This is a genomic window from Nocardioides seonyuensis (assembly GCF_004683965.1).
Classification (GTDB): Bacteria; Actinomycetota; Actinomycetes; order Propionibacteriales; family Nocardioidaceae; genus Nocardioides; species Nocardioides seonyuensis.
In genome coordinates this window covers 2,864,492-2,877,821 of sequence record NZ_CP038436.1, presented here as the reverse complement: position 1 = coordinate 2,877,821, position 13,330 = coordinate 2,864,492, and the positions used below count along the sequence as shown (strand labels likewise).

The 13,330-nt window shown below is 70.1% G+C and carries 15 protein-coding genes; 12 read left to right on the top strand and 3 right to left on the bottom strand.

Going from position 1 to position 13,330, the window contains the following annotated elements; genetic code table 11:
* Positions 1-22 precede the first annotated feature (22 nt).
* Together EXE58_RS13985 and EXE58_RS13980 are read left to right on the top strand one after the other, a co-directional pair.
* Positions 23-682 carry an HAD family hydrolase gene (locus tag EXE58_RS13985; RefSeq protein ID WP_208544019.1) on the top strand — a complete coding sequence of 220 codons (660 nt, stop codon included), beginning with the start codon at positions 23-25 and terminating at the stop codon, positions 680-682.
* Positions 679-2,736: a hypothetical protein gene (locus EXE58_RS13980; protein WP_135268451.1), complete on the top strand. Its 2,058-nt coding sequence runs from the start codon at positions 679-681 to the stop codon at positions 2,734-2,736. Before EXE58_RS13985 ends, EXE58_RS13980 begins: the two co-directional genes overlap by 4 nt.
* 22 nt (positions 2,737-2,758) lie before the next feature.
* Here the strand turns inward: EXE58_RS13980 and EXE58_RS13975 are convergent, their stop codons facing one another.
* A complete protein-coding gene (locus EXE58_RS13975; RefSeq protein ID WP_135268450.1) occupies positions 2,759-3,226 on the bottom strand; it encodes a DUF2231 domain-containing protein in 468 nt (155 codons plus the stop codon).
* A 42-nt stretch (positions 3,227-3,268) separates the two neighbouring features.
* On the opposite strand from EXE58_RS13975, the gene EXE58_RS13970 reads away from it, so the two are divergent.
* The 4 genes from EXE58_RS13970 to EXE58_RS13955 all read left to right on the top strand — a co-directional run bounded on the left by EXE58_RS13970 (position 3,269) and on the right by EXE58_RS13955 (position 5,462).
* Positions 3,269-4,147 (top strand): inositol monophosphatase family protein, encoded by an 879-nt coding sequence (locus EXE58_RS13970; protein ID WP_135268449.1) that lies wholly within the window; start codon positions 3,269-3,271, stop codon positions 4,145-4,147.
* An 81-nt stretch (positions 4,148-4,228) separates the two neighbouring features.
* Positions 4,229-4,660, top strand: a complete 432-nt coding sequence (locus EXE58_RS13965) for a CBS domain-containing protein (protein WP_135268448.1) — start codon at positions 4,229-4,231, stop codon at positions 4,658-4,660.
* A 43-nt stretch (positions 4,661-4,703) separates the two neighbouring features.
* A complete protein-coding gene (locus tag EXE58_RS13960) occupies positions 4,704-5,075 on the top strand; it encodes an FKBP-type peptidyl-prolyl cis-trans isomerase (RefSeq protein ID WP_244242233.1) in 372 nt (123 codons plus the stop codon).
* A gap of 141 nt (positions 5,076-5,216) precedes the next feature.
* Positions 5,217-5,462 (top strand): RNA-binding S4 domain-containing protein, encoded by a 246-nt coding sequence (locus EXE58_RS13955; RefSeq protein WP_135268446.1) that lies wholly within the window; start codon positions 5,217-5,219, stop codon positions 5,460-5,462.
* Between the two features lie 136 nt (positions 5,463-5,598).
* On the opposite strand, the gene EXE58_RS13950 is transcribed toward EXE58_RS13955, so the two are convergent.
* The gene (locus EXE58_RS13950) at positions 5,599-6,861 is read right to left on the bottom strand and encodes a DUF445 domain-containing protein (protein WP_135268445.1); all 1,263 of its coding nucleotides are present in this window, start codon (positions 6,859-6,861) and stop codon (positions 5,599-5,601) included.
* A 37-nt stretch (positions 6,862-6,898) separates the two neighbouring features.
* Between EXE58_RS13950 and EXE58_RS13945 the strand changes: the two genes are divergently transcribed.
* On the top strand, positions 6,899-7,294 hold the full coding sequence (locus EXE58_RS13945; RefSeq protein WP_208544018.1) for an FAD synthase family protein: 396 nt from the start codon (positions 6,899-6,901) through the stop codon (positions 7,292-7,294).
* A gap of 101 nt (positions 7,295-7,395) precedes the next feature.
* Positions 7,396-8,949: an MXAN_6640 family putative metalloprotease gene (locus tag EXE58_RS13940; RefSeq protein ID WP_135268444.1), complete on the top strand. Its 1,554-nt coding sequence runs from the start codon at positions 7,396-7,398 to the stop codon at positions 8,947-8,949.
* Here EXE58_RS13940 and EXE58_RS13935 read toward each other — a convergent pair.
* The gene (locus EXE58_RS13935) at positions 8,927-9,541 is read right to left on the bottom strand and encodes a TetR/AcrR family transcriptional regulator (protein ID WP_244242232.1); all 615 of its coding nucleotides are present in this window, start codon (positions 9,539-9,541) and stop codon (positions 8,927-8,929) included. The two genes, EXE58_RS13940 and EXE58_RS13935, sit on opposite strands and share 23 nt — an antisense overlap.
* 40 nt (positions 9,542-9,581) lie before the next feature.
* Here EXE58_RS13935 and EXE58_RS13930 point away from each other — a divergent pair, with 40 nt between their 5' ends.
* Genes EXE58_RS13930 through EXE58_RS13915 form a run of 4 tightly spaced genes read left to right on the top strand, consistent with a single transcriptional unit; the run spans position 9,582 to position 13,325 of the window.
* Positions 9,582-10,859: an acyl-CoA dehydrogenase family protein gene (locus tag EXE58_RS13930; protein WP_135268442.1), complete on the top strand. Its 1,278-nt coding sequence runs from the start codon at positions 9,582-9,584 to the stop codon at positions 10,857-10,859.
* Positions 10,856-11,611, top strand: a complete 756-nt coding sequence (locus EXE58_RS13925) for an SDR family NAD(P)-dependent oxidoreductase (protein WP_135268441.1) — start codon at positions 10,856-10,858, stop codon at positions 11,609-11,611. The genes EXE58_RS13930 and EXE58_RS13925 overlap by 4 nt, the downstream gene beginning before the upstream one ends.
* The gene (locus tag EXE58_RS13920) at positions 11,608-12,669 is read left to right on the top strand and encodes a phosphotransferase family protein (protein WP_135268440.1); all 1,062 of its coding nucleotides are present in this window, start codon (positions 11,608-11,610) and stop codon (positions 12,667-12,669) included. The genes EXE58_RS13925 and EXE58_RS13920 overlap by 4 nt, the downstream gene beginning before the upstream one ends.
* Positions 12,666-13,325 carry a histidine phosphatase family protein gene (locus EXE58_RS13915; protein ID WP_135268439.1) on the top strand — a complete coding sequence of 220 codons (660 nt, stop codon included), beginning with the start codon at positions 12,666-12,668 and terminating at the stop codon, positions 13,323-13,325. The genes EXE58_RS13920 and EXE58_RS13915 overlap by 4 nt, the downstream gene beginning before the upstream one ends.
* Positions 13,326-13,330: the final 5 nt, after the last annotated feature.

Here is a 13,330-nt window from a genome sequence, read left to right as displayed (position 1 = left end):
CCCCATGGCCGAGGATGGGGACGTGAAGACGATCCTGTTCGACCTGGACGGCACCCTCGCCAACACGATCCCCCTCATCGTGGCGAGCTACCAGCACGCGTTCCGCCAGGTCCGGGGTGAGGAGATCGACGACACCCGGGCGCGTGCGTGGATCGGTCGGCCGCTCCTGGCTGCTCTCCTCGAGGAGGACCCGGAGCGCGGGCACGACCTGGACCGCACCTATCGGGAGTGGAACCTCGCCAACACCTCTCGCCTCATCGAACGGTACGACGGGGTTCCGGAAATGTTGACCACGCTCAGTGCGGCGGGTGCTCGGATGCACGTGGTCACGAGCAAGCGGCGCGACACCGCGCAGCTGGCCATCACCGCCGTGGGGATCGAGGGCCTCATCGAAGTCGCGGGTGCGCTGGAGGACACCACGGCACACAAGCCGGACCCCGAACCACTCCTCACTGCCGCCCGCAGGATCGGGGTCGACCCCGTCACGGCCATCTACGTCGGTGACGCAACCGTCGACGTCCTTGCTGCGAAGGCGGCGGGCATGGGGTCGATCGCGGTGACCTGGGGAGCCGGGGAGCGCGCTGCCCTGGAGGCCGCTGGTCCGGACGCGATCGTCGACACCGTCGACGAGCTGACGTCGTACCTCCTCGACCTCGTCGCCGGCGGGAGCGCGGACGCATGAGTGCCGCCATGGGCAGGAGACCCCGTGCCACCGCGGCGATCAGCTCGTGCCTGCTGATGCTTGCGGTCCTGAGTGGCTGCACGGACGACTCTCCCGAGCGTGTCCCGGGCACGAGCTGGGCGCCGGCCCCTGTCGCGGTCGGCGAGCTGAGCGTGCTGGCCCACGCGGACGCCGACGGCTTCCGGCTGCACACGAGCAGTGGCGAGAAGGACTTCATCCCCGGCGTCAACCTCGGTTCGACCGTCCCCCTGCGGCAGCCGGGCGAGATCGGGTCGATCCCGCCTGAGCAGTACGCCCAGTGGTTGCAGCAGATGGGCGACCTGGGTGTTCGCTCGGTGCGGATCTACACCCTGCCGCCGCCCGGCTTCTACGCCGAGCTCGCCGCCTACAACCGGGACCACCCGGCGGCGCCGATCTACCTGATGCAAGGCGTCTACCTGCCGGACGAGAGCTATGTCGAGGCCGGCGCGACCCTCTACGACCCGGCGGTCGACGACGCCTTCGCCCAGGAGCTGCGCGACGTCTCCGACGCGGTCCACGGCGACCTGACACGAGAGGCGGCCCCCGGCCGCGCGGGGGGCACCTACGACGTCGACGTGTCCGAGTGGCTGGTCGGCTGGGTCGTCGGCGTCGAGTGGGACCCGGCAGGCGTCGTCCGCACCGACAAGCGGCACGCGGACGCGCCCTCCGTCGACGGCACCTACTTCGCGGCGACCACCGAGGCGTCACCCACGGAGCGTTGGCTTGCTCGTCACCTCGACTCCCTGGCCGCCGCCGAGGTTGCGCGCGGCACCTCGATGCCGATCGCCCTGGCCAACTGGCCGACGGTTGACCCGCTGGAGCACCCCGACGAGCCACTGCCCTACGAGGACCTGGTGTCCGTCGACGCGACGCACGTCCTGCCCACCGAGGCCTGGCCGGGAGGCACCTTCGCCAGCTTCCACGCCTACCCCTACTACCCCGACTTCCAGCGCTACGAGGCAGGGATCCAGGACGAGGAGTGGAACGGGCGTCCAGATCCCTTCGCCGGCTACCTGGTGTCGCTGCGCGACCACTTCGCGCCGTACATGCCACTCCTGATCACCGAGGTCGGCGTGCCCACCTCACTGGGCAGCGCGCACACCGGTCCGCTCGGGCGTGACCAGGGCAACCACGGCGAGGCTGAGGCCATGGCCATCAACGCCGACCTGATGCGGATGCTGGCCGAGAAGGGGATCGGCGCTGGCTACGTGTTCGCGTGGCAGGACGAGTGGTTCAAGCGGACGTGGAACACCCAGGAGCACCAGGTCGACGAGCGACGTCAGCTCTGGCACGACCCACTGACCAACGAGCAGTGGTTCGGCTTGATCGCGACCGACGCCGATCCCCTGGTCGATGCCGCCGTGGAGGCGCTCCCCGAGACCGGACCGCTGGAGTACGTCCACATCTGGGCCGACGCCTCCTGGGTCCACCTCGAGATCACCGGCCGCGAGAGCGTCCCCCCTTCAGTCGAGGTCGACGCCGACGTCGTACCCGGACCTGAGGCGGCTGACTACCGGTTGGTGGTCGAGCCGGGCGCGGGCACCGCGCAGAGCTGGGTCCGTCGTGAGCTCGACCCCATCCGGCTCGACACCCGCGAGGTGCCCTACCGACCCGACGCGGCGGAGCCTTGGCACCCCTTTCAGCTGCTCGTCAACCGCGCGCAGACGCGTCCGATCCCGCAGGAGGCCGAGTTCAGCGATGTCGGCCAGCTGGTCGAGGGCAGCTGGGACCCGTCCGCCGAGGAGTTCGACTCGCTCGCCACTTGGCAGGTCGACGAGGAGCGTCGCACCATCCGTGTGCGCTGGGCATGGTCGATGCTCGGTCTCGCCGACCCCTCCTCGCGCACCGCGCTCGGTGAGGGCATACCTGCAGAGATGGTCAAGATCCCGGGCATCACCTTCGCTGTCCAGACCGGCGGCGAGAGGCTCGACCTCGAGCTCGTCTGGCCCGAGTGGAACCACACGACCTACACCACCAGGCCCAAGGCCGGCCTCGCGGTCCTCGAGAAGGCCTACAGCGATCTCGCCCCGTGACCCAGCGGGCAGTTAAGGGCGACTAGCCCCAGACTGCACGCGACCCGGAGTCACCGGCCAGGAAGACGAGAACGACGAGGCCGACGGACCCGACCAGCAAGAGCAGGCTCGCGACCCAGCCGAGGGGCATCCTCGACTCGCCGCCACCGCGGCCCGAGACCAGCGGCGAACGACCCCGCAGTGCCCAGGCGGCGAGAAGGCTGACCGGCACGAACGCCAGCGACCACGACCGCAGCAGCTCACCCCAGTCCTGGTGGTCCTCGACGAGCGGCGCCAGCTCGGGCCGTGAGTCGAGGAGCGACTCCCCCGCCTGGACGGCGACCAACGAGGCGGCGGCGACCAGGACGGCCAGGGCGACGAGAGGCCAACGCAGCAGCCAGCGCCACCGAGGGACGAACGCGTAGACGAGTCCGGTGACCCCTGCCAGCGGGCCGAGCACGACGACTGCGTGGACGACGAGCGGGTGCAGTGGAAGCCCGTTGAACTCCATGCGTCCACGGTAGTGCAGGCCGGAGCCCCTAGCCTGTGCGACATGACGGACAGCTATGTCGACGACCTGCGCCTCGCGCACGTGCTCGCCGACGACGCCGACTCGCTGACGCTTGCCCGCTTCAAGGCACTCGACCTCCACGTGATGAGCAAGCCGGACCTGACGCCGGTCACCGACGCCGACCAGGCGGTCGAGGACGGCATCCGCCGAACCCTCTCGCGCGTCCGCTCCCGCGACGCCGTGGTCGGCGAGGAGCAGGGGTCGAGCGGCCACAGCCAGCGGCGGTGGATCATCGACCCGATCGACGGCACCAAGAACTACGTGCGGGGGGTTCCGGTGTGGGCCACCCTCATCGCCCTCGCAGTGGACGACGAGGTGGTGCTGGGAGTGGTCTCCGCGCCCCAGCTGCAGCGGCGCTGGTGGGCCTCGTCCGGCAGTGGCGCGTGGACGGGTCGCTCGCTGCTCAAGGCCACCCAGTGCCACGTGTCCGACGTACGTCGGCTCGAGGACGCGTCCCTCAGCTACTCCTCTCTCAGCGGCTGGGACGAGCGCGACCGGCTCGACGACTTCCTCGCCCTGTCGCGCCGTTGCTGGCGCACGCGTGCCTACGGGGACTTCTGGTCCTACATGCTGCTCGCCGAGGGGGCCGTCGACATCGCCGCCGAGCCCGATCTCGAGCTCTACGACATGGCGGCCCTCGACGTGATCGTGCGCGAGGCAGGGGGCCGGTTCACCGCGCTCGACGGCACCGACGGCCCGTGGGGCGGCAACGCGCTGGCCACCAACGGCCACCTGCACGAGCCGGCGCTGGGGTTCCTGGGTGCCCTGACCGACGACGACGACCCCGACACCCCGCGCCGCGGACCGGGCTCGGTGAGCAACCTGCGAGACCGCCAGGCACCACCTCCCGTGGCGGACTGAAGGGCGCTACCGTGGGGCCCCGGGCTCGTCCCGCACAGCGGTGACGAGGTGGAGTGAGGTGCTGAAGGAGATGCGACAGCGATGAAGATCCATGACGTGGTCAAGGGCAAGCCCAGCCAGGAAGTCGTGACCATCAGCCCGGACGCGACCGTGCGGGAACTGATCGGGCTGCTGGCCGAGCACAACGTCGGTGCGCTGGTCGTCTGCGACGCCGACGACACCCTGGCCGGCATCGTCAGCGAGCGCGACGTCGTACGCCAGCTCCACCTCGACGCCGCGGTCCTCGACTCCGCGGTCTCCTCCATCATGTCGACCGACGTGCACACCTGCTCGGGCAACGACTCCGTGCCCGACCTGATGCAGACGATGACCGAGCACCGCATCCGCCACGTGCCCGTGGTGGACGATGGCCGTCTCACCGGCATCATCAGCATCGGCGACGTCGTCAAGAGCCGTATCGGCGAGCTCGAGTTCGAGCGCGACCAGCTCGACAGCTACGTCCACCAGACCTGAGACCCCCCGACGATCCACCGCGATCCCCATCGAAGGAGCACCTGTGAGCCAGAAGCCCGACGTAGACCCCCACCTCGGCGACGCGCCGGCGGACCTCGAGGTCACCGACCTGATCGAGGGTGACGGCGACGAGGCGACGTCCGGCTCGACCGTCTCGGTGCACTACGTGGGCGTGGCCCACTCCACCGGCGAGGAGTTCGACGCCTCCTACAACCGGGGCGCCCCGCTCCAGTTCCGCCTCGGCATCGGCCAGGTCATCCAGGGCTGGGACACCGGAGTGCAGGGCATGAAGGTCGGCGGCCGGCGACGTCTCGTCATCCCGCCGCAACTGGGCTACGGCGACCGCGGTGCCGGTGGTGCCATCAAGCCGGGCGAGACCCTGATCTTCGTGGTCGACCTGCTCGAGGTGCGCTGACCGCCGAGTCGGCGCCAATTCTCCCCGAGTCGGCGCCAACCCACCGCCGAGTCGGCGCCATTTCCCCCCGAGTCGGCGCCAACCCACCGCCGAGTCGGCGCCATTTCCCCCCGAGTCGGCGCCAATCTCCGAGGACGAGTCATGAGTGAGCCCACCGACGTACCGATCCGCGACGACTCGATCCGCCTGGGCCAGTTCCTCAAGCTCGCGAACCTCGTCGAGAGCGGCGCCGAGGCGAAGCCCGTCATCGCGGCGGGCGAGGTGAGGGTGAACGGTGAGACCGAGCTGCGCCGGGGACGACAGCTGCGTGAGGGCGACGTCGTCGAGCTCGGCGGACAGGCCACGCGGGTCACGAAGGGCGAGGGCGAGATCGACGTGCCCTGGTGACGGCTCGGCGACATCTGGCGCCGACTCGACGTGAGGTTTGCGCCGACTCGGCGCGATTTGGCGCGACTCGACGTGAGGTTTGCGCCGACTCGGCGCGATTTGGCGCCGACTCGGCTGAGGTTGGCGCCGACTCGGGTCAGCGGGCAAGCTCCGACACGAGGTGGATGAGGACGCCCACGAGGCCGCCCACGATGGTGCCGTTGATGCGGATGAACTGCAGGTCGCGTCCCACGTGCAGCTCGATCTTCCGTGCCGCCTCCTTGCCGTCCCATGCCTCGATGGTGTGGGTGATGACCGTGGTTAGCTCGGCGCCGTAGCGCTCGACCATGAAGACGGTCACGTCGGCGACGGCGCTGTCGAGGCGAGCGCGCAACGACTCCTCCGTGCGCAGCTGCTGACCGAAGCTGCTCACCTCGCGCAGCATCCGCCGGCGTACGGCGCCCTCGCGGTCGCGCACCGACTCCAGCAGCGCGGACCGCATGGCCTTCCACAGCGAGATCGCGGTCGTCACCACCTGGGGGTGGTCGAGCAGGCGGTTCTTCAGCGCCTCGGCGCGCTCCTGGGTCTCGTGGTCGGTGAGGAGGTCCCGCGCCAGCTGGCCGAGCATCGAGTCGAGGGCCTCGCGCGCCCGGTTGTCGGGGTCGTCGCGGATGTCGGCGACCCAGCGCACGACCTCCGCGTGCACGCGCTGGGTGACCGCGTCGTTGAGCCTCGGCGGTGTCCACCACGGGGCGCGCTCGCCCAGCACCCGCACGAACGTCTCGGGGTTGTCCACCAGCCATCGGTGCAGCTCCTCGAGCGCCAGGTCGACCATCGGGTGGTGCAGGTCGTCGCGCAGCACCTCCATCAGGGTGGACCCGAGCAACGGGGAGATCGGCTCCTCGCGGAACCGGGGCACGAACGCCTGGGTCACCAGGTCCGCGATGTGGTCGTCACGCACCTTGCCGAGCCCGATGCTCGCCACGTCGGCCAACTCCTCGACGACCCGGCGGCAGTTGGCGGGGTCCTGCAACCAGTCGCCCACCCGCGCGGAGATGGTCGCCGCCCCGACCCGGTCGCGGATGATGGACTCCTGCAGGAAGTTCTCGCTGAAGAACTCCTCCAGGCTCTTCCCCAGCTCGTCCTTGCGCTTGGGGACCAGCGCCGTGTGCGGGATCGGCAGCCCCAACGGATGCTTGAAGAGCGCCGTCACCGCGAACCAGTCGGCGATCGCGCCCACCATCGAGGCCTCGGCCCCGGCGTTGACATAGCCCAGGAAGCCTTCTTCCCCCAGGGTCGCGAGGTAGACGCAGGCGGCGAAGGCCAGCAGCCCGACGGCGACCGAGCGCATCACCCGCAGTCCGCGGCGTCGCGCCTCGTCGGCCGCGGGGTCGGGGGTGATCATGGAGATCGAAGCCATGGCAGTCATCTTCCCCTGCCGTGCCACAATGCCGCGCATGCCCCGCACCGTGGTCACCTTCGGCACCTTCGACGTCTTCCACGTCGGGCACCTGCGCGTGCTCGAGCGAGCCGCAGAGCTCGGTGACCGTCTGGTGGTGGGGGTCTCGGCCGACGCCCTGAACGAGCGCAAGAAGGGCCGGGTCCCGGTCTTCAGCCAGCGGGAGCGGCTGGCGATCGTCGCCGCCCTCAAGGTCGTCGACGACGTCTTCGTCGAGGAGAGCCTGGAGCAGAAGCGGGACTACCTCGTCGAGCACGGCGCCGACGTGCTCGTCATGGGCGACGACTGGGCCGGCAAGTTCGACGAGTTCAACGACGTGTGCGAGGTGGTCTACCTGCCGCGCACCCCTGCCATCTCGACCACCGCCATCATCGAGCACATCGCCGATCTCTAGACCCGGCGACGTCCTCGTCGAGCGTCGCAACCGACCGCTGCTGAGTTAGGCTCTCCGAGCCGGTCGCCCTCCGGTTGATCCCCACCAGTCCCGGGAGCACCATGATCCGCAGGTCCATCGCGTGCGCCGCCACCTTGCTCGTGGCTGCTGCCGGCGTGCTCGCTGCGCCGTCGTACGCCGACGACTCCGCCGTGGTGCCGTCAGCTCCCCCCGCCGAGCACGCGCCGGTCGACGCGGCCGCTGTGCCGTCCCCACCACAGACGCCCGTGCAGGCCCTGACGACCGCACGCCGGGTCCTGTCGGGCGAGGCGACCCCGCGGGACCCCTCGCCCACCGTCGCCCTGCGCGACCTGTGGCTCCGACGCACCAGCCTGCGCGGTGACGCCCGTCGCGAGGCCACGGCGATGCTGGCGCGTCCGACCGACGGCACCAGCGATCCCCAGGGCTTCGGCTACACGGTCCCCTCGACGGCGACCTGCAACGCTCGCCTGTGCGTCCACCACGTGGCGACGACCAAGGACGCCCCGCCCAACCCGGGATGGGTCGACCACACGCTGGGGGTCATGGACTCGGTGTGGAGCAGCGAGGTCGACGGCCTCGGGTTCCGGGCGCCGCTGAGCGACGGTCTCCGCGGGGGCAGTGCCCACTTCGACGTCTACCTCAAGGACCTGGGCGGACAGTTCTACGGCTACTGCGCCACCGAGTCCAGGGTCCGGAACCGGACCGCGTCGGGGTTCTGCGTGCTCGACAACGACTTCAGTGCCAGCCAGTTCCCGCAGAACACTCCCGAGACCAACCTCGCGGTGACCGCGGCCCACGAGTTCTTCCACGCCATCCAGTACGCCTACGACTTCGCGGAGGACCCCTGGATGATGGAGTCGACCGCCACCTGGATGGAGGAGCGGGTCGCGACCGACGTCAACGACAACCGCCAGTACCTCCCCTACAGCCAGCTCTACACGCCGTTCATCCCCCTCGACATGTTCAGCATGGGCAGCTTCTACCAGTACGGCAACTGGATCTTCTGGGAGCACCTCACCAACCGGTTCGGCACCTCGTTCGTCAACAAGGCCTGGAACCAGGCCGGGTCGCTGCGCGGTGACGGTGGCAAGTACAGCCTCCAGGCGCTGCGCAAGCTTCTCCGACGCAAGGGTGGCCTGACGCGCGTCTACGCCGACTTCGCCGCGGACAACCTGGTCCCCAGCCGCGCATACCGCGAGGGGCTGGCCTACCCGCAGCCCAAGGTCAAGCGTTCGCTGACCCTCAGCAAGCGCAAGCGCAGCATCAGCTTCCGGACGAGGCTGTTCCACCTCACCTCCGGCTCCTACCGCATGGCCCCCGGCCGCGGGCTCGCCGGCCGCAGGTGGCACCTGGCGCTGCGCGTCTCCGGGCCACCACGGCGCACGTCCCCGGCCGCGGTGGTCACCATCCACCGCGTCAACGGCAACGTCCAGCACAAGCGGGTCCGTCTCGACCGCGCCGGAGACGGCCGTCGCGCGGTCACGTTCAACCGCAAGAAGGTCGCGGCCGTCTCCATCACCCTCGTCAACGCCTCGACGCGCTTCCGGTGCAGTCGACGCACCTACCTCGCGTGCGGCGGCAAGCCCCTCGACGACAAGCTCCCCATCAAGGTCACCGCTCGCGTCGTCGGCTGACCTCGAGCAAGGCGGTGAGGGCTGCCTCGCACTCCTCGACCAGCTCGGCCACGGACACGCGCGGGTCCCGCGGGAGCGACCAGGTCAGCGCCCGGTCCTCCACGTAGGCCCACCAGGCGTGCACGACCGGCCGCTGCGAGGCCTCGAGACCCAACGCCTCGACGACACGATCCGTGCTGACCGCGAGCACGGAGCTGACCACCTCGCTCACGCGAGGATCGGTCACGCCGTGACCGTGCACGAGCGCCAGCCAGAAGCTGCGGCGGCGCGCGATCTGCTCGACCAGCGCCTGCAGCATCTGACGCACCTGCGCCTCGCCGGGCAGCTCAGGATCGGGTGCGGTGGTGCGCAGGATGCGGCGTCCCGCTGCACCGATGCAGGCGACGTAGAACTCCGTCTTGGTCGGGAAGTAGTGGAAGAGCAGGCTGCGCGAGATGCCGGCCTCTGCAGCGACCTCGTCCATCGACAGGTCCTGGATCGGGGTCTCGACCACCTGGGCCAGCCCGATCGAGATCAGCTGCCGGCGGCGTTCGACGGCGCTCAGGCGACGTCGTACGACGCCATCTGCGGGGGTGATGCTCGGGTCGGACACGCTATTGAGCATCGCTCAACAGTGCGTATAGGGTCAATCCATGGACTTCACCCTCTCCCCCCGTGCCGCGGACCTGCTGGAGAGGGTGCGCACCTTCGTCGCCGACGAGGTCACGCCCGTCGAGCCGGAGGCCCACCGCCGGATCCTGGCCGCGCGCGAGGCAGGCGGCGACAGCTGGACCCCTGACCCGGTCATCGCCGAGCTCCAGGGCAAGGCTCGGGAGCAAGGCCTGTGGAACCTCTTCCTCCCGGCCGAGCACGCCGGGCGGTACGCCGCCGACTTCGGGACCGACGGCGGCGCGGGGCTCTCCAACGTCGACTACGCGCCGCTTGCCGAGGCGATGGGTGGCTCGATGCTGGCTCCCCTGGTCTTCAACTGCAACGCCCCCGACACCGGCAACATGGAGGTCCTCCTCCGCTACGGCACGGAGGAGCAGAAGGAGCAGTGGCTCGAGCCCCTGCTGCGCGGGGAGATCCGCAGCGCGTTCTGCATGACGGAGCCGGAGGTGGCGTCCTCCGACGCGACCAACATGGCGGCGACCGCACAGATCGAGGGCGACGAGGTCGTCGTCAACGGCCGCAAGTGGTTCTCCACCGGGGTCGGCAACCCCGACTGCAAGATCCTCGTCTTCATGGGGCTGACCGACCCCGAGGCCGACCGCCACTCGAGGCACACGATGGTGCTGGTCCCGAGGGACGCCCCCGGCGTCAGGGTCGAGCGGATGCTCAACACCATGGGCTACTACGACGAGCCCCTCGGCCACGGCGAGGTGACCTTCGACGACGTCCGCGTGCCGGCGTCCAACATCCTGCTCGGCCTTGGTCGCGCGTTCGAGATCGCGCAGGGCCGGCTTGGCCCCGGCCGGGTGCACCACTGCATGCGCGCCATCGGCCTCGCCGAGCGGGCTCTCGAGCTCGCATGCCGACGCGCCTCCAGCCGCACTGCGTTCGGCAAGCCGCTGGCCAACCTCGGCGGCAACCGCGAGCGCATCGCCGATGCCCGGATCGCGATCAACCGCTCGCGCCTGCTCGTGCTGCACGCGGCCTGGCTCCTCGACGAGTCCCAGCGCGCCGGCGCGATGTCGATCGAGGCGCTCTCGGCCGTCAGCGAGATCAAGGTCGAGGTCCCGACCATGGCGCTCGGCGTGATCGACATGGCCATCCAGCTCCACGGCGGCGCAGGCATGACCGACGACTTCCCGCTCGCCGGCGCGTGGGTGGGCGCCAGGTCGCTCCGCCTGGCAGACGGTCCGGACGAGGTGCACCGCAACGTCGTGGCCAAGATCGAGCTCGGACGGCACGCGGCGGCCCGCGCATGACCCGCCGGGTGCTCGTCACCGGTGCGGCGTCAGGCCTGGGCAAGGCCCTGACCGAGGCGTTCCGCGCCGCCGGCGACGAGGTCATCGCCACCGACCGTTCACCGGGCGTCGACCTCCAGCTCGACATCACCTCCGACGACGACTGGCAGACCGCCCTCGAGGTCGTGCGCGAGAAGTGGGGCTGGCTCGACATCCTGGTCAACAACGCCGGGGTGGCCGGCGGCGGCCGCATCGAGCTGTGCCCGATCGACGAATGGCAGTGGATCACCGACATCAACCTCTTCGGCGTCGTGCGCGGCGTGCGCACGTTCACCCCCATGATGAAGGCACAGGGCAGCGGCCACATCGTCAACGTCGCCTCGCTCGCCGGCCTCGTCCACCCGGCCGGCATGGGCTCCTACAACGCCGTCAAGGCCGCCGTCGTCGCGTTCACGGAGGCCTGCGGTCACGAGCTCGCCGCCCATGGCATCAGGGCGAGCGTGGTGTGCCCGTCGTACTTCCGCACCAACCTCGTCGACTCGATGCAGGGCAGCGACGAGGTCGTGGGCCGCGTGATCGGCGGGCTGGTCGCCAGCTCCCGGACCACCGCGGAGGAGATCGCCGCCGCGGTGCTCGCCGGCATCGAGGCAGGCGACGACGTGATCGTGCCCGACGAGGCCGCGCGGACGGCGTACTTCATGAAGTGGGCGGACCGGTCGGCCTACGACCAGGTGATGCGCGACCAGGCTGCCAAGCTCGAGGCCCGGTCATGACGGCGCGCGACACGGTCCCCGGCGCGAAGCCGGTGAGGGACGAGGACAGCTTCGACGTGGAGGTGGTCAGCCGGTGGCTCGGCGCCCACGGCGGCCCGGACTCCGTGCCCGAGGTCAGCCAGTTCTCCGGTGGCGCCTCCAACCTGACCTACCTCCTGCGCTACCCGGACCAGGACCTCATCCTGCGACGCGCCCCGCTCGGCACCAAGGCACGCGGCGCCCACGACATGCGTCGCGAGTTCACCATCCAGTCCGAGCTCACCGACGTATTTCCCTTCGTGGCCCGGATGGTCGCCTTCTGCGACGACCCCACCGTCATCGGCGGCGACTTCTACGTGATGGAGCGCCTGGACGGCGTGATCCCGCGCAGCGAGTGGCCGGCGGACGTGCCGCTCTCCGCCGAGCAGGCCCGTCAGGTCTGCCTCAACGCGATCGACGTGCTGGTGCGGCTGCACACCGTCGACCCGGCGGAGACCGGCCTCGCCTCTCTCGGCAAGGGTCCAGGTTACGTACGACGCCAGGTCGAGGGCTGGTCGACGCGTTTCCGCAACGCGCGCACCGAGGACGTGCCCGACTTCGAGGCGACGATGGCGTGGCTCGACGAGCACCAGCCGGACGACGTCGCCACCTGCGTCATCCACAACGACTTCAAGCTCGACAACCTCGTGCTCTCCCTCGACCTCACGTCCGTCGTGGGTGTCCTCGACTGGGAGATGGCCACGCTGGGCGACCCGTTGATGGACCTGGCCGGCTCCATGGCCTACTGGGTGCAGGCCGATGACGACGACGAGATGAAGATGATGCGGCGCGTGCCGACCCATCTGCCCGGCATGCTCACCCGCGACGAGTTCGTGGCGCTCTACTGCGAGCGGATGGGGATCACGATGACCCCCGAGCGCTGGAGGTTCTACGCCGTCTTCGGCCTCTTCCGTAACGCGGTCATCGCCCAGCAGATCTACTACCGCTACTTCCACGGCCAGACCACCAACGAGCTCTACGCTCTGTTCGGCGAGGGTGTGCGCATCATCGACCGGCAGATCGCCAGGCTCGAGCCGTGAGCCGGATCCTGCTGGTCCGGCACGGCCAGGCATCCTTCGGCGCCGCCGACTACGACCAGCTCAGCGAGCTCGGGGCCGACCAGGCTCGCGCGCTGGGCAGGTCGCTCGCGCGACGCGGCCTGCAGTCCCCCGTCCTGGTGGCCGGGGAGATGAAGCGGCACGTCCAGACAGCCCGGGCCATGCAGGAAGGCGCCGGCTGGGATCTGCCGGTCGACCCAGACGCGGGATGGAACGAGTTCGACCACCTGCAGGTGCTCTCGGTCCACACGCCGCCGGAGGAACCCACCACCGAACGCGCAGCGTTCCAGGAGTGGTTCGAGGCTGCGACTGCGAGGTGGACCAGCGGACACCACGACGAGCAGTACGACGAGTCGTTCGCCACGTTCTCCCGTCGCGTCGAAGCCGCACTGCACCGGCTCACCAGCGGCCTCCCCAGTGGCGGCACAGCGATCGTGGTCACCAGCGGTGGCCCGATCGCCTGGGTTGCCGCGACCCTGCTGGGCGGAGGGGCCGACGCCTGGATGCGACTCAACGCGGTGACCGTCAACAGCGGGGTCTCCACGGTCACCGTCGGCCGACGCGGCACGACGCTGGTCAGCTTCAACGAGCACTCCCACGTCCTGGGTCAGTCTCCCGACCTGCTCACCTACCGATAGGACCC

Coding starts and splice junctions, on each gene's coding strand:
- EXE58_RS13980 (WP_135268451.1), top strand. CDS start 679: ATGAGTGCCGCCATGGGCAGGAGACCCCGTGCCACCGCGGCGATCAGC.
- EXE58_RS13975 (WP_135268450.1), bottom strand. CDS start 3,226: ATGGAGTTCAACGGGCTTCCACTGCACCCGCTCGTCGTCCACGCAGTC.
- EXE58_RS13970 (WP_135268449.1), top strand. CDS start 3,269: ATGACGGACAGCTATGTCGACGACCTGCGCCTCGCGCACGTGCTCGCC.
- EXE58_RS13965 (WP_135268448.1), top strand. CDS start 4,229: ATGAAGATCCATGACGTGGTCAAGGGCAAGCCCAGCCAGGAAGTCGTG.
- EXE58_RS13955 (WP_135268446.1), top strand. CDS start 5,217: ATGAGTGAGCCCACCGACGTACCGATCCGCGACGACTCGATCCGCCTG.
- EXE58_RS13950 (WP_135268445.1), bottom strand. CDS start 6,861: ATGGCTTCGATCTCCATGATCACCCCCGACCCCGCGGCCGACGAGGCG.
- EXE58_RS13945 (WP_208544018.1), top strand. CDS start 6,899: ATGCCCCGCACCGTGGTCACCTTCGGCACCTTCGACGTCTTCCACGTC.
- EXE58_RS13940 (WP_135268444.1), top strand. CDS start 7,396: ATGATCCGCAGGTCCATCGCGTGCGCCGCCACCTTGCTCGTGGCTGCT.
- EXE58_RS13930 (WP_135268442.1), top strand. CDS start 9,582: ATGGACTTCACCCTCTCCCCCCGTGCCGCGGACCTGCTGGAGAGGGTG.
- EXE58_RS13925 (WP_135268441.1), top strand. CDS start 10,856: ATGACCCGCCGGGTGCTCGTCACCGGTGCGGCGTCAGGCCTGGGCAAG.
- EXE58_RS13920 (WP_135268440.1), top strand. CDS start 11,608: ATGACGGCGCGCGACACGGTCCCCGGCGCGAAGCCGGTGAGGGACGAG.